This is a genomic window from Sulfitobacter sp. PR48 (assembly GCF_028807335.1).
Taxonomy (GTDB): domain Bacteria; phylum Pseudomonadota; class Alphaproteobacteria; order Rhodobacterales; family Rhodobacteraceae; genus Sulfitobacter.
Genome location: NZ_JARAMM010000021.1, coordinates 22,395 through 42,302, shown reverse-complemented (window position 1 = coordinate 42,302; position 19,908 = coordinate 22,395). Strand labels below are relative to the sequence as shown.

General features: G+C 62.3%; 13 protein-coding genes and 1 tRNA gene. 13 read left to right on the top strand and 1 reads right to left on the bottom strand.

Annotated elements, in window-relative coordinates; all coding sequences use genetic code 11:
* Positions 1–435 precede the first annotated feature (435 nt).
* A complete protein-coding gene (locus tag PVW51_RS21080) occupies positions 436–3,834 on the bottom strand; it encodes an indolepyruvate ferredoxin oxidoreductase family protein (protein ID WP_274577284.1) in 3,399 nt (1,132 codons plus the stop codon).
* Positions 3,835–3,970: 136 nt separating this feature from the next.
* Here PVW51_RS21080 and PVW51_RS21075 point away from each other — a divergent pair, with 136 nt between their 5' ends.
* From PVW51_RS21075 to PVW51_RS21015, 13 genes are all read left to right on the top strand, one after another.
* On the top strand, positions 3,971–4,423 hold the full coding sequence (locus PVW51_RS21075) for an Lrp/AsnC family transcriptional regulator (protein ID WP_114275926.1): 453 nt from the start codon (positions 3,971–3,973) through the stop codon (positions 4,421–4,423).
* Between the two features lie 106 nt (positions 4,424–4,529).
* The gene (locus PVW51_RS21070; protein WP_114275969.1) at positions 4,530–5,642 is read left to right on the top strand and encodes an S-(hydroxymethyl)glutathione dehydrogenase/class III alcohol dehydrogenase; all 1,113 of its coding nucleotides are present in this window, start codon (positions 4,530–4,532) and stop codon (positions 5,640–5,642) included.
* A 400-nt stretch (positions 5,643–6,042) separates the two neighbouring features.
* Positions 6,043–7,251, top strand: coding sequence for a hypothetical protein (locus PVW51_RS21065; protein WP_274577283.1), 1,209 nt, complete (start codon positions 6,043–6,045; stop codon positions 7,249–7,251).
* 544 nt (positions 7,252–7,795) lie between these two features.
* Entirely contained in the window at positions 7,796–9,049 is a 1,254-nt protein-coding gene (locus PVW51_RS21060) for a hypothetical protein (RefSeq protein ID WP_274577281.1), read from the top strand.
* Positions 9,050–9,188: 139 nt separating this feature from the next.
* Positions 9,189–10,406 carry a hypothetical protein gene (locus PVW51_RS21055; protein ID WP_274577279.1) on the top strand — a complete coding sequence of 406 codons (1,218 nt, stop codon included), beginning with the start codon at positions 9,189–9,191 and terminating at the stop codon, positions 10,404–10,406.
* A gap of 196 nt (positions 10,407–10,602) precedes the next feature.
* Positions 10,603–11,829 carry a hypothetical protein gene (locus tag PVW51_RS21050; protein WP_269366747.1) on the top strand — a complete coding sequence of 409 codons (1,227 nt, stop codon included), beginning with the start codon at positions 10,603–10,605 and terminating at the stop codon, positions 11,827–11,829.
* A gap of 144 nt (positions 11,830–11,973) precedes the next feature.
* The gene (locus tag PVW51_RS21045) at positions 11,974–13,254 is read left to right on the top strand and encodes a hypothetical protein (protein ID WP_274577278.1); all 1,281 of its coding nucleotides are present in this window, start codon (positions 11,974–11,976) and stop codon (positions 13,252–13,254) included.
* Between the two features lie 118 nt (positions 13,255–13,372).
* Positions 13,373–13,831, top strand: coding sequence for a (2Fe-2S)-binding protein (locus PVW51_RS21040; protein WP_274577277.1), 459 nt, complete (start codon positions 13,373–13,375; stop codon positions 13,829–13,831).
* A 2-nt stretch (positions 13,832–13,833) separates the two neighbouring features.
* On the top strand, positions 13,834–16,074 hold the full coding sequence (locus tag PVW51_RS21035; protein WP_274577274.1) for a xanthine dehydrogenase family protein molybdopterin-binding subunit: 2,241 nt from the start codon (positions 13,834–13,836) through the stop codon (positions 16,072–16,074).
* Positions 16,074–16,640: a hypothetical protein gene (locus PVW51_RS21030; protein WP_114275917.1), complete on the top strand. Its 567-nt coding sequence runs from the start codon at positions 16,074–16,076 to the stop codon at positions 16,638–16,640. The genes PVW51_RS21035 and PVW51_RS21030 overlap by 1 nt, the downstream gene beginning before the upstream one ends.
* Before the next feature lie 160 nt (positions 16,641–16,800).
* Positions 16,801–17,835: a pyridoxal-phosphate dependent enzyme gene (locus PVW51_RS21025; RefSeq protein ID WP_274577273.1), complete on the top strand. Its 1,035-nt coding sequence runs from the start codon at positions 16,801–16,803 to the stop codon at positions 17,833–17,835.
* A 105-nt stretch (positions 17,836–17,940) separates the two neighbouring features.
* A tRNA-Gly gene (locus PVW51_RS21020) sits at positions 17,941–18,014 on the top strand.
* 89 nt (positions 18,015–18,103) lie between these two features.
* A complete protein-coding gene (locus PVW51_RS21015) occupies positions 18,104–19,906 on the top strand; it encodes an ABC transporter transmembrane domain-containing protein (RefSeq protein WP_274577271.1) in 1,803 nt (600 codons plus the stop codon).
* Positions 19,907–19,908 lie beyond the last annotated feature (2 nt).

Below are 19,908 nucleotides of genomic sequence, written 5' to 3'. Positions count from 1 at the left end.
GACCCTTTGAGCGCTTGCCGGGCCTTGCTGCGCGCCGGAGTTTTTGAAAACTCCGGTCCGTTTTCTTTGAAGAAAACGTAAGGCTGGCGGCAGCGCTTGTGCCTGGGTCCGGCGCTTTCGGCTGTCGTTTCCCTGACCGTGCCTTGCCGCGTGCCGGAGTTTTTGAAAACTCCGGGCCGTTTTCTTTCAAGAAAACGTAAGGCTGGCGGCAGCACTTGCGCCTGGGTCCGGCGCTTTCGGCTGTCGTTTTCCTGACCGTGCCTCGCCGCGCGCCGGAGTTTTTGAAAACTCCGGTCCGTTTTCTTTGAAGAAAACGTAAGGCTGGCGGCAGCACTTGTGCCTGGGTCCGGCACTTTCGGCTGTCGTTTCCCTGACCGGGCCCTGCTGCGCGCCGGAGTTTTTGAAAACTCCGGGCCGTTTTCTTTGAAGAAAACGTTACGCCAACAGCCGCGCCTTCACCTCGGCGCGGATCTTTTCAGCCGCCTTTTCCTTGACCGGGCCGTAGCCGCGGATTTCCATCGGTGCGGCGAGCAGGGCCAGTTTGTCCTCCTCGGGCAATGCGCTGCGGGCCACCTGGTCCAGCAGATCCGCGTACCAGCCGATCAGCGCCATTTCCAGCCGCCGGTCCGCCCCGTAGGAAAACACATCCGCCCAGCTGCCGCGCAGGCGTTTCATCTGGGCCAGCAGGCGGAAGGCAGACCCCATCCAGGGGCCGAAGCTCTTCTTGAAGGGGCGGCCACGGGTGTCGCGGCCGGTGGGCCAGATCGGCGGGGCGAGGTGGTATCTGACCTTGTAATCGCCCTCGAATTCCTCGGCGATGCGCGCGGCAAATCCGGTCTGACTGTGCAGGCGGGCGACCTCGTATTCGTCCTTGTAGGCCATCAGCTTGAACAGCGATTTCGCTGCCGCGCGCTGCATGGCATCGGTCGCGCCGGTGTCGGCGAAACGGGCCAATGTCTCAGCGTAGCGGCGGGCATAGGCGGCGTCCTGGTAATCGGTCAGGAATTCCATGCGCCGGTCGATCAGGCCCTGAACCGTCTCATCTGGCGGGGTCGGTTGGGGCAGGGCCAGCTTGTCCGGGTCCGCCGCCATGACGCGGCCATAGGCAAAGGCGTCCTTGTTGCGGTCGGGGGCCACTCCGTTCAGCTCGATCGCCTGATAAAGCGCGGTGAGCGAGACCGGCACCAGACCCTTCTGCCAGGCAAAGCCCAGCATCATCACATTGGCAAAGACGGCGTCGCCCATCAGCCGTTCGGCCATGGCATTGGCATCGAAGGCAGAGAGGTTCCCGGCACCGACAACGCCCGCGATGACCGCCTCGCGCCTGTCCATTGCCAGATCGGCATCGCGGTTCAGCACCAGGTCGCCGGTGGGCATTTCCGCCCGGTTCAGCACGATCCGCGTGCCCCTGCGGTAATGGGCCGAGGCCTTGGGTGCGGAGCTGACCACCATGTCGCAGCCGATCACCGCGTCGGCGTGGCCTTCCTCGATCCGGACCTGATGCACATCATCGGGCCGGTTGGCGAGCCGCACATAGCCCAGCACGGTGCCGAATTTCTGCGCGAAACCGGTGAAGTCGAGCACGGAGGCGCCCTTGCCCTCCAGATGCGCCGCCATGGAGATCAGCGCGCCCACGGTCACCACGCCGGTGCCACCGACACCGGTGACCAGCAGGTCATAGGGTTCGTCAAGGCGCGGCATCTCGGGGTCGGGCAGGGCGGCAGCCATTTCGGCCACGTCGAAACCGGCACCGGACTTGCGGCGGCGGGTGGCGCCTTCGATGGTCACGAAAGAGGGGCAGAAGCCATTGAGGCAGGAATAATCCTTGTTGCAGGTGCTCAGGTTGATCTGGCGCTTGGTGCCGAATTCGGTCTTTTTCGGTTCCACGCTCAGGCAGTTGGATTCCAGCGAACAATCGCCGCAGCCTTCGCAGACCAGATCGTTGATCATCACGAACTTCGGCGGATCCTCAAGCGTGCCGCGCTTGCGCTTGCGGCGTTTCTCGGTGGCGCACATCTGTTCGTAGATCAGGACGGTGACGCCCGGGATCTCGCGCAGCTCGCGCTGTACCGTGTCCAGATCGCGCCGGTGGTCAAAGGTGGTCCCCCTGGGAAAGTCGCGCTGCGTGAACTTTTCCGGCATGTCAGAGACAATGGCGATGCGGGTGACCCCCTCGGCCCGCGCCGCCTGCGCAATGCCGCTGACAGAGACCGGGCCGTCCACCGGCTGGCCGCCGGTCATGGCGACGGCGTCGTTATAGAGGATCTTGTAGGTGATATTGGTCTTGGCGGCCACGGCCTGCCGGATCGCCAGCGACCCGGAGTGATACCAGGTGCCTTCACCAAGGTTCTGGAAGACATGCTTGCCGCCGTTGAACATCGAGGTGGCGATCCAGGGCACGCCTTCGCCGCCCATCTGGGCAAAACCGGCGGTGTCGCGGTCCATCCAGGAGGCCATGACGTGGCAGCCGATGCCGGAATTGGCGGTGGAGCCTTCGGGCAACCTGGTCGAGGTGTTATGCGGGCAGCCCGAGCAGAAATAGGGCGTGCGGGTGGCACCGGGCACGTTGAGCAGGGTGGGCGGCGTGTCGGTCAGCGCGCGGGCCTTGTCCTGCAGCCCCTCGTCGGGGAAGAAGGCATGCAGCCGCGCGGCGAGGATCGGCACCAGTTTCAGCGGCGACAGCTCGCCGGTCCAGGGTACCAGTTCCTCCAGGTTCTCGTCGTGCTTGCCGACCATGCGCGCAGGCTTGGAGCCGGGCCAGTCATAGAAGGCCTCCTTGAACTGGCTTTCGATGATGCCGCGCTTTTCCTCGATCACCAGCACTTCGCGCTTGGAGCGGACAAAGGCCAGCGCATCGCGCCGGGCCAGCGGCCAGACCATGCCGACCTTGTAGATGTCGATGCCAAGCGCGCGGCAGCGGTCCTCGGTCAGGCCCAGCAGGCGCAGCGCCTCCATCAGGTCGAGATGCCCCTTGCCGGTGGTCACGATGCCGAAGGAGGCGTCGGGCAGGTCGTAGATGCGCCGGTCGATGGGGTTGGCCTCGACAAAGGCTTCGACTGCCTCAAGTTTGTCGTGCAGGCGGGTTTCGATCAGCGGCGAGGGCAGATCGCCCAGCCGTACATGCAGCCCGCCCTTTGGCGCGGTATAATCGGGCTGGACGAATTCGCGGTCCGGGGCCAGATCGACGGAGGCACCGGATTCCACCGTTTCGGAAATCGCCTTGAACCCGACCCAGGTGCCGGTGAAACGCGACAGGGCAAAGCCGTATTCGCCGAAGGTCTGATATTCGGCAACGCTGGCCGGGTTCAGCGTGGGCATGAACCAGGCCATGAAGGCCACGTCGGATTGATGCGGCATGGAGGAAGAGACGCAGCCGTGATCGTCACCCGCCACCACCAGCACGCCACCCTTGGGGGCGGAGCCATAGGCGTTGCCGTGTTTCAGCGCATCGCCCGAGCGGTCCACGCCCGGTCCCTTGCCGTACCACATGGAAAAGACGCCCTCGACCTCCGCATGGGGGTCCAGATGGGCCTGCTGCGCGCCCAGAACGGCGGTGGCGCCAAGGTCTTCGTTCACGGCGGGCAGGAATTTGATGCGGCCCGCGTCGAGGCGCGACTTGTTGCGCCACATCTCCTGATCCAGACCACCCAGTGGGGAGCCGCGATAGCCCGAGACGAAGCCGGCGGTGTTCAGCCCCGCCGCCTGATCGCGCCGTGCCTGGTCCAGCATGATGCGCACCAGTGCCTGCGTGCCGGTCATGAAGACGCGCCCGCGCGGCAGCGCGTAGCGGTCGTCCAGCGCATAGGTGGAAAAATTCTGGTCCTGCTTGGTCATGTGAAATGCCTCCTGAAAGGTCAGTTTAGCGCAGTTTTGCCGGTATTTGTTGTCTATTCTCGCTTCTTCCCTTGTGATATCCGGGTGAATAATTCATCAGTACGCCCTCTGGTGAACAGATAATTCAGGAAGGCAGATGGAAGCCATTGATCGCAAACTTGTGCGCCTGCTGCAGCAGGACGCCCGTCAGTCCAACGCACAGCTGGCGGAAAAGTTGAATATCTCTGCATCGGCCTGCTGGCGGCGGGTCAGGGCGCTGGAAGAGGCGGGGGTGATCGAACGCTATGGCGCGATGGTGAATCCGGCTGCGATGGGCCTTGGGTTCGAGGCGATCGTGCATGTGCATCTGACCCGCCACGACACCCAGGCGCTGGCGCGCTTCATCGCGGCGGTGCAGCTGCGCGAGGAAGTGACGGAGTGTTTTGCCACCACGGGGCAGGCGGATTATCACCTGCGGGTGCTGTGCCGGGACATCGACGCCTACAATACCTTCCTCGAAGATTTCCTGTTTGTGCAGCCCGCCGTCAACTCGGCGCAGACCAATGTCGTGCTGCGGCGGATCAAGTCGAATGCGCCGCTGGGCGGCTGAGCCCTGTCACCGGCTGGTATTTCTTGCCCGACAGGCGCGCGCCGCTTGACATCGCGGCCCAGCTTGGGCCTTTTGCCAGAAATTCAAAACCGGAGGACTCCCCATGATGAAGACCCGTGCAGCCGTCGCCGTTGAGGCAGGTAAACCGTTAGAGATCATGGAAGTGAACCTCGAAGGGCCTAAGAAGGGCGAGGTCTTGGTCGAGATCAAGGCGACCGGGCTTTGCCACACCGATGAATTCACCCGTTCGGGCGACGATCCCGAAGGCATCTTTCCCGCGATCCTGGGCCATGAAGGTGCCGGTATCGTGCTGGAGGTCGGCGAAGGCGTGACGACGCTGGAACCGGGCGATCATGTGATCCCGCTTTATACGCCGGAGTGCCGGCAGTGCGAATATTGCCTGTCAGGCAAGACCAACCTCTGCCAGGCGATCCGCGTGACGCAGGGGCAGGGGCTTTTGCCGGACGGGACCACGCGGTTCTCCATGCTGGATGGCACGCCCATCCATCACTACATGGGCTGTTCCACCTTTGCCAATCACACTGTGGTGCCGGAAATCGCATTGGCCAAGGTGCGCAAGGATGCGCCTTTTGACAAGATCTGCTATATCGGCTGCGGCGTGACAACGGGGATCGGGGCGGTCATCAACACCGCCAAGGTCGAGATCGGGGCGCGCTGCGTGGTCTTTGGCCTTGGCGGCATCGGGCTGAACGTGATCCAGGGGCTGCGGCTGGCGGGTGCGGACCAGATCGTCGGCGTTGACCTGAACGATGACAAGGCCGAGATCGCGAAGTATTTCGGCATGACCGACTTCGTCAATCCCAACAATGTAGAGGGTGACATGGTTGCGCATCTGGTCGAACTGACCGGCGGCGGGGCGGATTACTCCTTTGATGCGACGGGCAACACCAAGGTGATGCGTACCGCGCTGGAAGCTGCACATAAGGGATGGGGCGAAAGCATCATCATCGGTGTGGCCGCTGCCGGGGCCGAAATTTCCACCCGTCCCTTCCAGCTGGTGACCGGGCGGGTCTGGCGCGGCACGGCCTTTGGCGGTGCAAAGGGCCGGACCGATGTGCCGCAGATCGTCGATTGGTACATGTCCGGAAAAATCGAGATCGACCCGATGATTACGCATAAATTGACCCTGGATGAGATCAACTACGGCTTCGAGTTGATGCATGAAGGAAAGTCCATTCGCGCGGTAGTTGAATTTTAACGGATGACTTTATCGTCACATATGCTATAATGCTGCCGAAAGACCTGTTTTGTTTCGCAACCCGTAGCGCGAAGCAAAACAGGGTCTGAACGACTCCAAGGTCTGAACGGCCTTGTGTTCCGGTGCGAGTGTGGCGCTGTATGCGGCCTGCGAAAATTCAATAATGTTAATCCTTACGCCTACAACTTGCAGGCGAGCGGCACATTTTGGGCGCTTTTCCCACCGGTTCCGCGGCATTTCCGAGGTTTGGCCCCCGGAAGTGCCTGATTTTGCGGGCTATGTAAATTTAATTAAGATTCAGTTAATAGAACGGGTCCAATCCGTAATATTGAGAAATCTCGTCAAAATTTATTCGGATTCTCCGCCTACAACCATAGGGGTACTGGTTTGGAGAAGTGAAATGACCAATTTTAGAAAATCCCTGATCGCGGCGATTCTGCCCATTACGATGACAAGTGTTCCGGCACAGGCTCAGATCATTGATATCGACCTTGACCTGGGTGACCTTCTGGGTGTCGGCCTTTGTATCGGGGGGGGATGTGACGACGATTTTGAATCGCCCGATGACGAACTGACACTGGCAGGCACAGATGTCAGTATTCTGTTCAACGATACCTCGGTGTCGCCCGCGCCCCTGAACGACTGGCGCATCAATATCAACGACAATGATCCGACCGGCGACAGCTATTTTGCCATCACGGATGTCACCGGGGGCCAGCAACCCTTCCGCATCATGGCGGGGGCGCCGGGCAACGGCTTTATCCTTGATGACACCGGCCATGTCGGTCTGGGCACGCAATTCCCGATGCGGGATCTGCACCTGACGGCCACCGACAGCCCCGGCATCCGGCTTGAGCAGACCGCCGGTGGGCCGGGAGCCCAGATCTGGGATGTGGTTGCCAATGAAAGCAACTTTCTGATTGTGGATGTGACCCACACCAAGATTCCCTATGTCATTGAAGCGGATGCGCCCAATGACAGCCTGATCATCACGGAAACTGGCAGGGTCGGTTTCGGTGTTGCGGCACCGGAGGAGCAGCTTCATATCCGCTCGAACGCGCCGGATACTGATGCATTTGCCCTGTTCGATGCCAATGGCAGCGGCTCCGATGCGGCCTTCCGGCTGCGCCAGAACGGCCTGATCCCGACAACCTGGGAATTCCGCAACCAGCAGGACTCGGGCCGTCTGAATGTCGGCATTGCGGGCGGGAACACACCGTTCAAGATCGACGATCAGGCCGACAACAATCTGCTGCGTCTTGGCTCGAACACTGAAACCGATGTGGTCCGGATTACCGGGCGTCTGCTGGTAAACGATGTTGCGCTTTCGGTGCCGGACTATGTGTTCAAGGATGACTACGTGCTGCGGCCCCTGTCAGAGGTGAAGGCATTCATTGATCAGAACAGCCACCTGCCGGAAGTGCCCTCTGAAAAGGACATCGCGGCTGGCGGCGTGGACATGACTGGCATGCAGATGGCCCTGCTGAAAAAGGTCGAGGAACTGACCCTCTACACCCTGCAGCAGGAAGATGCGATCACGGCGCAGAAACAGGAGAACAGCGATCTGCGTGATCGTCTGGCCCGGGTCGAGGCGCTGCTGACCGAATAAGGACGACGGCTGACAGCCAAACGGTCCTGTGAAAGGACCCATGCGGCATCCATTTGAATTTCGGCCCATGATCCGGGGCCAGAAATGAAAATGGGTGCCGCTTCTTGCGTTTAGGATTGCGCCTGCGCCCCCGGGCATGCCTGCGGTCCCTGTCGACGCCAACAGCCAGTCGCCGGAACAGATGTCCGAAGGCGGGACCGCACCCAGGGGCATCGCCCAGGCCGCGATGCAGATGACGCTGCTGAAGAAGCTTGAGAACGGACGCTCTGCAAGCCCCGGCAGAACGCAAGAGCCGCCTGCAAACGCGCCGCCTGCAAGAGGGCAAACCGGCCCAGATGGAAGTCCTTCAGGCCCGGCCTGGCCGGATCCAGACGGCCCGGGTGCAACAGCGCGGTTTGACCCGCGCCACCGAAACAATTGACGCAAGGCAAAGCCGGGCGCTAACTTGCTGCATCGGGCGCCTTGCTGTGTCCTCATTTTGATAAAATTTTTTGCACCATGTTCCCTGGCCGGGCCGGGGCCACCAGGTGCCCAGGAGGCTATGATGCCGATTAAATTACCTGCCCCGTCCCTCTGCACCATGTTCTGCCTGCTGGCGGGACCTGTCCTGGCTCAGACCACCCACCCCAATGATGTCAACATCGAAGGCGATCTGGTGATCCAGGTGCCGCTCGCCGTCGGGCAGGTTGGAAACCCGTCCGAAGGCAGCCTCTATGTCGAAGACCTGACCGTCCTTGACGGCAAGGTCTGCATGGGCAACAGCTGCAGCCCCGGCGAGGTTATTCCCAATGAGACCGCGCTGCGGTTAAGATATACCAACACTTCCATCGAGTTTGTCGATACGTCGGGTGCATCCGTGCCCAACCGCGACTGGACCTTGCGCGTCAACGATCCCAACAGCGGCGGGATTGACCGTTTCTCGGTCGAGGATAACTCGGCAGCCACCACGCCCTTTACCATTGCCGGCGCAGTGCCGAACGATGCCTTCTGGCTTGCCACGTCGGGCAATCTGGGTCTCGGCACCTCGATCCCGCAGGCCAAGGTGCATCTTGTCGATACAGGAAACGAAGCCGCGATCCGCATGACCAGGAGTGGCGGCAGCGCGCATTCCTGGGAACTGACCGCCGCCGACACCTTCGAAATCCGCGACCTGACGGACAATTCCAGTCGGCTCTACATTGACACCGATGGCTTTGTCGGGCTTGGCACCGATACGCCCGGGGAACTGCTGCACATCCGTTCCGACGCCACCAACACCGACGCTTTCGCATTGTTCGATGCCAATGGCGCAGGCTCTGACGCGGCATTCCGGCTGCGCCAGAACGGCGTGACCCCCACCACATGGGAATTCCGCAACCAGCAGGACTCGGGCCGCTTGAACGTCGGCATCGCTGGCGGCAACACGCCGCTGAAGATCGACAGTGCCGCCAACAACAACCTGTTGCGGCTGGGGCGCAACGGCCTGCCCGGAGAGGTGAACATCACCGGCACGCTGGTGGTCAACAACACCCAGTTGAATGTCCCCGACTACGTCTTTGCACATGATTACGCGCTGCGCCCGCTCTCCGAGGTGCAGGCGTTCATTGACGAAAACTCCCACCTGCCGGATGTCCCCTCAGAGGCCGAAATCAAGGCGAATGGCGTGGACCTGACCGCTATGCAGATGGTGCATCTGAAAAAGATCGAGGAACTGACGCTCTATACGCTGGAGCAGCAGAGGGAGATCTCTGAACAGACAGCAACGATCGCCGCGTTGACGACAAGACTGGCCAGGATCGAAGCGCTGCTGTCGGAATAGATGGATTAGTGTCTCTACTGGTGGTTGTTTTACAGAACGCCGGATTTGCTCCTTTATTTAGTCGGCGGAGCAGGCACCCGAGAGACTGCCGTCAAGCGATTTGCACCGAGACGTTCGAAAATTTTTCAAAGGAAAAACCATGCTGAACAGAAACTTCCTGCTGACACCTTTTCTTTTCAACCTGCTGATTGTTGCCGCGCCGCTGCACGCCGAAGTGCTGAGCAGCACGAGCCCAACCATCCGCGACAACCTTTGCGTGGGTCTTGGTTGCGCAACTGACGAAACATTCGCAGGCCTTTATGATAGCGTAGTGATCAAAGGCAACAACACGCGGGTCGTGTTTGAAGATAACTCCACCAGCTCCGGATTCCCAACAGCCGACTGGGCGCTCGAAGCGAATGAAACAGGATCGACCGGGCTGGAAAGATTCATTCTCAGGAACCTGACGGCGAACACCACGCCATTCGTGGTCGAGGGCGATGCGCCGACCAGCAGCCTGTTTGTGGCAGCGGATGGCGATATCGGTTTGGGCACCTCCATCCCACAGGCAGATATGCACATTGTTTCGGACAGTTCCTCGCCATCGCTTCGGCTGCAAAGCACCTCAATCGGACAAGCCTGGCAGATCGGTGATCCGGTTTCTCTAAATGCCGGTTTTCAGATCTACGATGTGACTGCAGACTCCACACCTTTCCTGATCGTTCCCGGTGGAAACAACCAATTGTCGTTCGTCATCAACGGGGAAAAAATTGGGCTGGGCACAGACGCCCCCCAAGAAAAGCTACATATTGTCACGAACGCCAGTAACACCGATGCATTCGCGCTATTCGATGCCAATGGGGCAGGATCGGACGCCGCCTTCCGCCTGCGCCAGAACGGCCTCATCCCCACCACATGGGAATTCCGCAATCAGCAGGATTCCGGTCGCCTGAATGTCGGTATTGCCGGTGGCAACACGCCGCTGAAAATCGACAATGCCGCAAACAACAACCTGATCCGTCTCGGTCGGAACGGCAAACCCGGAGAGGTCAATATAACTGGCACGCTGGTGGTGAACAACACCCAGTTGAATGTCCCCGACTACGTCTTTGCACATGATTACGCGCTGCGCCCGCTCTCCGAGGTGCAGGCGTTCATTGACGAAAACTCCCACCTGCCGGATGTACCATCGGCGGCGGAAATTGCTGCGAAAGGTGTCGATATGACTGCGATGCAGATGACGCTGCTGAAGAAGGTCGAGGAACTGACGCTTTATACCCTGGAACTGGAACAGGCCCGCGCGGGGCAGGACATGCGTCTGGCTGCGCAAGAGCGCTCGATCGCCCTCCTTCAGGCTCAGATCGACAGCCTCAGATAAGGTCCATGCGGTCACCGCACCGGCGCGGGGCCCGTGGATGCGAAACACGACTTTCGAAGGCGCGGAGGCGCTGCGGGCCTTCTGAAATAAGATGTTGGCAGGATCATTGCCTGTTGGCATGGTCGCTGTATGTCCCGGCCGATGATTGGGACAACCCTATTCCACGCCTTTCGTATTTTCACAGGAAGACTGACAGATGCCAATCAAGATATTCGTACCACAATCCGTCTCGTGTCTTGGGGCCTTTCTGGGCCTCGCTTTCATGGCCTGTCCGGCCAGCGCCGATCAGGTGATTGCCGACGATCTGATCGTCCAACGCAATCTATGCGTCGGCGCTGTCTCATGCGTGGATGGTGAGGTTTTCAACAATGAAGACATCAAGATCAAAAGCACCCAACCGGAGATCCTGTTCGATGACACCAGCGTCTCCGGTGGGTTTGCCGACTGGAGTCTGCAGACCAATGTTGACGGGTCGAACAATTTCGTCGTTCGCGACCAGACCAACAACACAACGCCGTTCCGGATCGAAGCCAACACTCATCCCAACAGTCTTTACGTCTCATCGGTAGGTGGCGAGCCAAGGATCGGTTTCGGGACCGCTCTGCCGCAACAGGAACTGCACATTTTCAGTCAGAACACGGCGATCCAGCGTTTTGAACAAGGTTCTGTGATCCTTGCGCCCCGGGTTTGGGATTTGGGCGGAAACGAAACGTCCTTTTTCCTGAGCGATACCACCGGCGGCACGATACCGTTTCACGTCAGGGCCGGCGCGCCGGTCAGCTCGCTGGTGGTCGACAGAGATGGCAATATCGGCCTCGGCACAGGTTCGCCCGAGGAACGGTTGCACATCCGTTCCAACGCCATCAACACCGACGCCTTTGCATTGTTCGATGCCAATGGCGCAGGCTCTGACGCGGCTTTCCGCCTGCGCCAGAACGGGGTGACCCCAACCACATGGGAATTCCGCAACCAGCAGGATTCCGGCCGTCTGAACGTCGGCATTGCGGGCGGCAATACGCCGCTGAAGATCGACAGTGCCGCCAACAACAACCTGTTGCGGCTGGGGCGCAACGGCCTTCCGGGCGAGGTGAACATCACCGGTACGCTGGTCGTGAACAACACGCAACTGAACGTGCCGGATTACGTATTCGACGCCGATTATCCTCTGCGCCCACTGGCCGAAGTGCAGGCGTTTATCGACGCCAACAGCCACCTGCCGGATGTGCCATCGGCTGCTGAGATTGCTGCGACCGGTGTCGACATGACCCAGATGCAGATGCTCCACCTGAAAAAGATCGAGGAGCTGACGCTTTATACGCTTGAACAAGAGGACCGCATTTCAACCCAGGACGCGCGCATTGCGATGCAGGAGGACCGTATCGCCCGGTTGGAAGCGGCGCTGGAGGCGCTTGCGGCGCAATAGGCGCGCCATGAGGTTTGACAGGACGGGCTCCCGTCCTGTTAACTATTGCCAGCCGTCTGAGGGGAGGCGGGATTTTAACATAAGTCATTTTGCGCCAGCACCCCGGCCATTGCCTGCGCCATTTCCGTTTCGGGAGACTGTCCCATGTTGATCCGGCTTTTTATCATTGTCGCTTTGTCGATGACCTCCGCACTGACCGCTTCGGCGCAGGACACCTTCAACAACGGTGTCCGTATCGCTGACGGAGACCTGCAGAAAGCGGACCTCACGGTTGCGGGCAGCGCCAGCATCGGCAACCTTTGTCTGGGGCTGAGATGCGGCGAGGACGAGCCCACCAGTTATGACAGGCCGCTTACCATCGACACACCAAAGCAGGCCTGGATTGACATGGTAAACCAGTCGGTAGCGGGGACTGGGCATTACCCCGGGCGCGATTGGCGGATCAGGCCGAACGACGATTACAATGGCGGGATCGAACGCTTTTCGATCGAGGATCTGAGTGCTGACACAATCCCCTTCAGCATTGAGGGTGGCGCGCCGGAAAATGCGTTTTGGATCGACAATGGCGGCGGCATCGGGCTGGGCACGATGTTTCCGCAGGACCGGCTGCATGCCTCCGGGGCCATCGGCCCCGGCTTGCGGCTGGAACAGACCGGCAATGGCCTTTTGCCGCCACAGGCCTGGCGGATCGTCGGACAGACCGCCTTCAGCGTCAGCGATCTGACCGCCGGGACCACCCCATTCCGCATTGACCGGACGGCGCCAACCGGGTCTTTCCATCTCGACGAAACCGGATTTGTGGGTCTTGGCACCGATGCGCCCGAGGAATTGCTGCACATCCGGTCCAATGCGTCCAATACGGATGCCTTCGCGCTCTTCGAAGCGGCGGGTAGCGGCTCCGATTCCGCGTTCCGCCTCAAGCAGAACGGCACCACCCCCACCACCTGGGAATTCCGCAACCAGCAGGATTCAGGTCGTCTGAACGTCGGCATCGCGGGGGGCAACACGCCGCTGAAGATCGACAATGCCGCCAACAACAACCTGCTGAAACTGGGCATCAACTCTGCCCCTGACGCGGTTGTGGTGACGGGACGGCTGGTGGTGAACAACACCACGCTGAACGTACCCGATTACGTCTTTGGTGCGGATTACCCCCTGCGGTCGCTGGCCGAGGTCAGGGATTTCATCGGCACGAACAGGCATTTGCCGGACATCCCTTCGGAGGCTGAGATCAGGGCAAATGGTGTGGACATGACCGAGATGCAGATGGCGCATCTGAAGAAAATCGAGGAACTGACGCTGTACACGCTGGAGCAGGAAGACCAGATCGCGGCCCTGACGCGGCAGAATGCGCGCCAGGAATCTGAGATCAGGACATTGGTGAGCAGACTGGCTGCGCTTGAGGCTTTGGAAGCCACGCGCTGAAGGGGATTTCCTGACGGCCTGAAGCTGCCGCCGGGTCAATGGCCCGGCGGTCTTCTCCTGCTTTACCTGCCGGTTTTTGGCGCTAAGCTTCCCCCACAAGACCAGTTGGAGGCTGACCATGCGACTGCGCGTCAACGGAACCGATCACGAGGTGGAGGTCGAAGACGACATGCCGCTTTTGTGGGTATTGCGTGACGAGTTGGGCATCACCGGCCCGAAGTACGGCTGCGGGATCGCGCAATGCGGGGCCTGTACCGTGCATGTGGACGGGGTCGCCGTGCGGTCCTGTCAACTGGCGGCGGCAGATGTGGATGGCGAAGTGACCACGATCGAGGGGCTTGGAACCCCGCAGGCGCTGCATGCGGTACAGCAGGCCTGGGTGGACCATCAGGTGGCCCAATGCGGTTACTGCCAGTCGGGGCAGATCATGCAGGCGGCGTCCTTTCTCGATCTCAACCCGGAGCCGACCGACGAACAGATCGACGCCGCGTTGAGCGGGAACCTCTGTCGCTGCGGGACCTATCCGCGCATCCGCGCCGCCGTGAAGACCGCCGCCGCCAAGCTGCAGGGGGTCTGAGCATGGGACGGGTGAAAACCATCGCGCGCCGCAGCTTTCTGGTGGGGTCGGTCGCGGTGCTGGGCGGGGTCGCCTTTGGCACCTACATGTACAAGCGGGACGTGAAGAACCCGCTGCTGGCAGAGCTGAAACCGGGTGAGGTGGCCTTCAACCCCTACGTCAAGGTGGATGCCCAGGGCGTGACACTGATCACCCCGCGTGCCGATGTGGGGCAGGGCGCCTATTCGATCCAGGCGCATCTGCTGGCGGAAGAGCTGGATGTGGAGCTGGCGGATGTGCGGATTGATCCGGGCATGCCCTCGGCCGCCTATTACAACGGGGTTGTGGCCGCGGAAGGCATGCCGATTGCCGCGACTTCCGACAGCATGATGGCGCGCACCGGGCGCGGGGCTGCGGATGTGGTGGGCAAGCTTCTGGGGCTGCAGCTCACCGGTGGGTCGTCGACGGTGCCGGACATGTACGACCGTCTGCGCCATGCCGGCGCTGTCGCGCGGGCGACGCTGCTGGCCGCGGCGGCGCAGCAAACCGGTCTCGACCGCGATCAGCTGCGCACCGAAAGCGGCGCGGTGGTGCTGCCTGACGGGATGCGGCTGGCCTATGCCGATCTGGCCGCCACGGCGGCAGAGATTGATCCGGTTCAGGATGTCACCCTGCGCGACCCGTCGGAATGGCGGATGCTGGGGCGGGATCATCTGCGCACCGACATCATTGCCAAATCCACCGGCACGCAGATCTATGGCATCGACCTGGTGATGGAGGGCATGGTGCATGCCACCACCCGCACCAATCCGGCGCTTGGGGGTGGCATTCTGGGCTATGATGCGACCGAGGCAGAGGTGATGCGGGGGGTTCAGGCCATCATGCCGATCACCGGGGGCTTTGCCGTGGTTGCGGACAACACCTGGCGCGCCTTTCAGGCGGCGGATGCGGTCAAGGCGGACTGGGGCGAAGCGCCCTATATCGGCGATACGGCCGCGCAGTTTGCCGATGTTGCCGCCTCTTTCATCGAGGACCGGCAGGACAGCCGGTTCAAGGACGAGGGCGATGTGGAAGCGGCGCTCAAGGGGGCGGATGTGCTAGAAGCCGAGTACCGCATCCCCTATCTGGCCCATGCCCCGCTGGAGCCGATGTCCGTGGTCGTGAAACTGACGGAGGGGCGGCTGGACATCTGGACCGGCACCCAGATCCCGCGTTTCGTGCAGGAGGGGGCCGCTGCCGTGGCCGGGCTTGAGGCTGAAAACGTCCATGTGCATGTGCTGATGTCCGGCGGCAGCTTCGGGCGGCGGCTGGAAGACGATTACATCCGGCAGGCGGTCGAAATTGCGCTGGAGATGCCCGACACCCCGATCAAGATGGTCTGGAGCCGGGAAGAGGACATGACCCATGATTTTCCCCGTCCGCTGGCGATCAGCCGCGCGCGGGGGGCGGTGTCGGGCGGTCAGGTGGCAGCCTATGATCTGGGCATTGCGGCGCCTTCCGTGACCGCGTCCTCGCTGGGCCGTCTGGGCCAGCCCGCCATCGGGCCGGATGTGGCGATTGTCGCCGGAGCCTGGGACCAGCCCTATGCGATCCCGGATTACCGGGTCACCGGCTACCGGGTGCCGCCGATGGTGCCGGTCAGCTCCTGGCGGTCCGTCGGCGCCTCCGGCAATGGCTTCCTGCATGAGAGCTTTCTGGATGAGCTGTGCCACGCCGCCGGGGCCGACCCGCTGGAGGAACGGCTGCGCCTGTGCTGGCACGACACCTCGCGCAAGGTGCTTGAAGCGGTGGCCGAGATGTCGGGCTGGGGCAGCGACCTTGGCCCGGGGCGGGGGCGCGGGGTCGCCTTTACCCTGTCCTTCGGGGTGCCGGTGGCCGAGGTGGTGGAAGTCACCGAGACGGATCGCGGCATCCGCATTGACAAGGTTTTTGTCGCCGCCGATGTGGGCCGGGTGCTGGACCCGGTGAACTTCGAGGCGCAGCTTTCGGGCGGGGTGATCTGGGGGCTGGGCCATGCGATGAACTGCGAGCTGACCTATGTTGGGGGCGTGGCCCAGCAGGACAATTTCCATGTGTTCGAGGGGATGCGCCTGCACCAGACACCTCAGATCATGGTGCGCGGTCTGGAAAACGGCGACAGGATCCGCGGCATCGGTGAACCGGGCGTGCCACCCGCCGCACCCGCGCTGGGCAATGCGATCTTTGCTGCGACCGGCAAGCGGATCCGCGAATTGCCCTTTGCCAAACATGTGGATTTTGTCTGATGCGCCTCGTGATTGCAGCGCTGTTGCTGGCAGCCCCGCTGGCCGCACAGGAAACCACGGAGAGCCGGGAAGCGGGCCTTGCCGCCTGGGACCGGATCTTTGAAAAGGTCTCGCATCCGCGCTGCACCAATTGCCATGTGGGCGAAAGCGGTCAACCGATGTGGAACGGTTTGGGCTATGGGGCGGATACCGTTCACGGCATGGGGGTTCTGGCGGATGAGACCCGGATCGGCGCGCTGAGCACGCCCTGCCGGACCTGTCATGTGACCACGGGCAGGGCCAATACCGTGCCCCATGCGCCGCCCCATATCAGTGATGCCTGGCGTCTGCCCCCGGTCGAGCTGGCCTGGCTGGGCAGGTCCAGCGCCGAGATCTGCGCGCAGATGCGCGATCCGGAGACCAATGACGGCAACGATATTGCCGAGCTTGCCGAACACCTGCGAAGCTCGCCTTTCGTGGCCTGGGGCTATGCCCCCGGCGCGGGCCGCTCTGCCCCTGACGGCACGCCCGAGGATATCGCCGCCGATGTGGAGATCTGGGGGGCCGCGGGTGCGCCCTGCGATTGACATATGCAGTTGCCGGGCAGCACCTGACGTGGCCTGCGTCGCCGTATCCGGTAACCCAGGCGCCCGACCTTGAACTTGAAACACGAATACCCTGCCGCGCCTGCGGCGCTCCCGGGACATGCGTGTCACGGGATGATTCAGATATAAGGTCGGACGCTTTATGGATATTTTGAACGTTGCACGCCCGGTCGCTGTTTCCGGTCTGGATGACATCCCATTCCCCGTTGCTGATGCGGCCGGGGTAGAGGCGCTGCTGGCGCGCTGTCCGGTTGCCGCCGAAACCCCGCTGGTGGAGGCCGAGGCTATCGCGGTGGAGGCGGGTGTGGCGCAGGTCTGGGTCAAGGATGAACGCGGGCGCATGGGGCTTGGCAGCTTCAAGGCGCTGGGGGCCGCCCATGTCATCGCCCGCCACGGCAAGGCTGCGCGCGGCCGGACCTATGTCACCGCAAGTGCGGGCAACCACGGATTGTCGGTGGCGGCGGGTGCGGCGGCATTCGGTGCATCTTCGGTCATCTATATTGCCGAAACGGTGGCGGATGCCTTTGCCGGGCGGCTGAAAGCGCAAGGGGCCGAGGTGCGCCGCGAGGGGGCGACCTATGAGGAGGCCATGGCCGCAGCGGAACAGGAGGCGGCGGCGAAAGGCTGGCATCTTTTGTCGGATACGGCCTGGGCGGGATATACCGAAGATCCGCTGGCGGTGATGGAAGGCTACCTTGCGCTGATGGCCGAGGCGGTGCGCCAGATGCCCCGGGTGCCCAGCCATATCTTTCTGCAGGCCGGGGTTGGCGGGCTGGCGGGGGCCTGTGCCGCCTGCGCACGGGCACATTGGGGGGATGGCCCGCGGATCGTCGTGGTTGAACCGGCAGTGGCCGCGGCGCTTTATGGCTCGGTTGCGGCGGGCAGGGCGGTCACCAGCACGGGGCCCGCCAGCAACATGGGCAGGCTGGATTGCAAGAGCCCCTCGCTGATCGCCCTGAAGGGGCTGGCGCGCGATGCGGACGCCTTTGCGCTGATCACCGAGCAGGAGGCGCAGGTAGGCGCGGGAACCGCGATGGTCGCCGGTCTGGCCTCGACCCCTTCGGGGGCTGCGGGCATTGCCGCCCTGCTGGCCCTTGGGGCGGAGGGCAAGCGCGCGCTGGGCATCACGCCAAAGGCAAATGTGCTGTGTATCCTCAGCGAGGGCCCGGAAAGCTGACCGGGACAGGGTGCGCCGCGCGGGGCGGATATATCTGCCTGCGGGTCGAAAGCCGGCATTGCCCTTCTTGACGCTCCGGATCGGATGACTTAACTCAATCCCTGCGCGGGCGTTGTGTAATGGTAAGACCTCAGCCTTCCAAGCTGATGATGCGGGTTCGATTCCCGCCGCCCGCTCCAGCCCTTCCAAAGTTCAACTGCGACATCGGTGGCGCTTGACCCCTGCGTGCTGCCGCGCCATGACACGTCACGACTAAAAAGGACGAACCATGGCACGCGCACCCGTTCCCGCACCGACCCAGACCGAAGAACGTGAAAAGTCGCGGCGGATCGGCGCGCTTCGGGCGCTTTTGCCTTTCATGCTGCCCTATCGCGGGCTGATGGCCCTGGCGGTGCTGGCGCTGATGCTGACGGCGATGGTGTCGCTGACCCTGCCGCTGGCCGTGCGCCGGGTGGTGGACAACTTCCGGTCTGCCGAAACCGAACTGCTGGACCGTTACTTTCTGGCTGCCCTGGGGATTGCGGCGCTCTTGGCTGTCGGCACCGGGCTGCGCTATGCGCTGGTGACGCGGCTGGGCGAACGTGTAGTCGCCGATATCCGGCGCGCGGTCTTTGACAGGGTCATTTCCATGAGCCCTGCGTTTTACGAACGGATCATGACCGGCGAGGTGCTGAGCCGGATCACCACCGATACCACCCTGATCCTCAGCGTCATCGGCTCCTCCGTTTCCATCGCCCTGCGCAACATCCTGATCTTCACGGGGGGGCTTGCGCTGATGCTGCTGACCTCGGCCAAGCTGACCGGGCTGGTGCTGCTGATCGTGCCTGCGGTGGTCATCCCGATCCTGGTGCTGGGCCGCCGGTTGCGCGTCATCAGCCGGGAGAACCAGGACTGGATCGCGGCGTCTTCCGGCAATGCGTCGGAAAGCCTGGGTGCGGTGCAGACGGTACAGGCCTTTACCCATGAAACCGTGACGCGCGATGCCTTTGCCCGCATGACCGAAGGATCGTTCGACGCCGCCCGCCGCCGGATCAAGACCCGCGCCGCGATGACGGTGATCGTGATTTTCCTGGTTTTCTCCGGCGTGGTCGGGGTGCTGTGGATCGGTGCCAATGATGTGCGCGAGGGCAATATGACCCCCGGCGCACTGGTGCAATTCGTGATCTATGCGGTGATGGTTGCGGGCGGGGTTGCGGCGCTGTCGGAAATCTGGGGCGAGTTACAGCGCGCGGCGGGCGCGACGGAGCGGCTTGTCGAACTGCTGCAAGCCGAGGACAGTGTGCAGGACCCGGTCGAAGCGGGTGTTTTGCCGGACCCGGTACGCGGGCGGATCCTGTTCGAGGATGTGCATTTCTCATACCCCGCGCGACCCGGCACTGCGGCGCTGGATGGGGTGACGCTGGACATTCAGCCGGGCGAAACGGTGGCTTTCGTCGGGCCCTCCGGAGCGGGAAAGACTACGATCATCCAGTTGATCCTGCGGTTCTATGATCCTTCGTCCGGCCGCATCACGCTGGATGGGGTGGACCTGCGCGAGGTGGCGCGGGATGCCTTCCGCCAGGCCATCGCGCTGGTGCCGCAGGACCCGGTGATCTTTGCCGCCTCGGCCTCGGAAAACATTCGCTTTGGCAGGCCCGAAGCCAGCGATGCGGAAGTGGAGGCCGCCGCAAGGGCCGCTGCCGCCCATGATTTCATCGCGGCGCTGCCAGATGGCTATGACAGCTATCTGGGCGAGCGTGGCGTCATGCTGTCCGGCGGGCAGAAGCAGCGCATTGCCATCGCCCGCGCGATCCTGCGCGACGCGCCGGTGCTGCTGCTGGACGAGGCAACCAGCGCATTGGATGCCGAAAGCGAGCGTGCGGTACAACAGGCGGTGGACCACCTGAGCCGGGACCGTACCACATTGATCGTGGCGCACCGTCTGGCGACCGTGAAAAAGGCGGACCGCATTGTCGTTCTGGAAGCGGGGCGCGTGGTGGCGACAGGCACCCATGATGCCCTGGTGGCCAGGGGGGGCCTCTATGCCCGGCTGGCACGGTTGCAATTCACCGATGGCATCGCTGCCGAATAGGG

What these genes read in the sequence shown, in the direction of transcription:
- PVW51_RS21080 (WP_274577284.1), bottom strand. Translation starts at nt 3,834, where the DNA reads ATGACCAAGCAGGACCAGAATTTTTCCACCTATGCGCTGGACGACCGC.
- PVW51_RS21075 (WP_114275926.1), top strand. Translation starts at nt 3,971, where the DNA reads ATGGAAGCCATTGATCGCAAACTTGTGCGCCTGCTGCAGCAGGACGCC.
- PVW51_RS21070 (WP_114275969.1), top strand. Translation starts at nt 4,530, where the DNA reads ATGAAGACCCGTGCAGCCGTCGCCGTTGAGGCAGGTAAACCGTTAGAG.
- PVW51_RS21065 (WP_274577283.1), top strand. Translation starts at nt 6,043, where the DNA reads ATGACCAATTTTAGAAAATCCCTGATCGCGGCGATTCTGCCCATTACG.
- PVW51_RS21060 (WP_274577281.1), top strand. Translation starts at nt 7,796, where the DNA reads ATGCCGATTAAATTACCTGCCCCGTCCCTCTGCACCATGTTCTGCCTG.
- PVW51_RS21055 (WP_274577279.1), top strand. Translation starts at nt 9,189, where the DNA reads ATGCTGAACAGAAACTTCCTGCTGACACCTTTTCTTTTCAACCTGCTG.
- PVW51_RS21050 (WP_269366747.1), top strand. Translation starts at nt 10,603, where the DNA reads ATGCCAATCAAGATATTCGTACCACAATCCGTCTCGTGTCTTGGGGCC.
- PVW51_RS21045 (WP_274577278.1), top strand. Translation starts at nt 11,974, where the DNA reads ATGTTGATCCGGCTTTTTATCATTGTCGCTTTGTCGATGACCTCCGCA.
- PVW51_RS21040 (WP_274577277.1), top strand. Translation starts at nt 13,373, where the DNA reads ATGCGACTGCGCGTCAACGGAACCGATCACGAGGTGGAGGTCGAAGAC.
- PVW51_RS21035 (WP_274577274.1), top strand. Translation starts at nt 13,834, where the DNA reads ATGGGACGGGTGAAAACCATCGCGCGCCGCAGCTTTCTGGTGGGGTCG.
- PVW51_RS21030 (WP_114275917.1), top strand. Translation starts at nt 16,074, where the DNA reads ATGCGCCTCGTGATTGCAGCGCTGTTGCTGGCAGCCCCGCTGGCCGCA.
- PVW51_RS21025 (WP_274577273.1), top strand. Translation starts at nt 16,801, where the DNA reads ATGGATATTTTGAACGTTGCACGCCCGGTCGCTGTTTCCGGTCTGGAT.
- PVW51_RS21015 (WP_274577271.1), top strand. Translation starts at nt 18,104, where the DNA reads ATGGCACGCGCACCCGTTCCCGCACCGACCCAGACCGAAGAACGTGAA.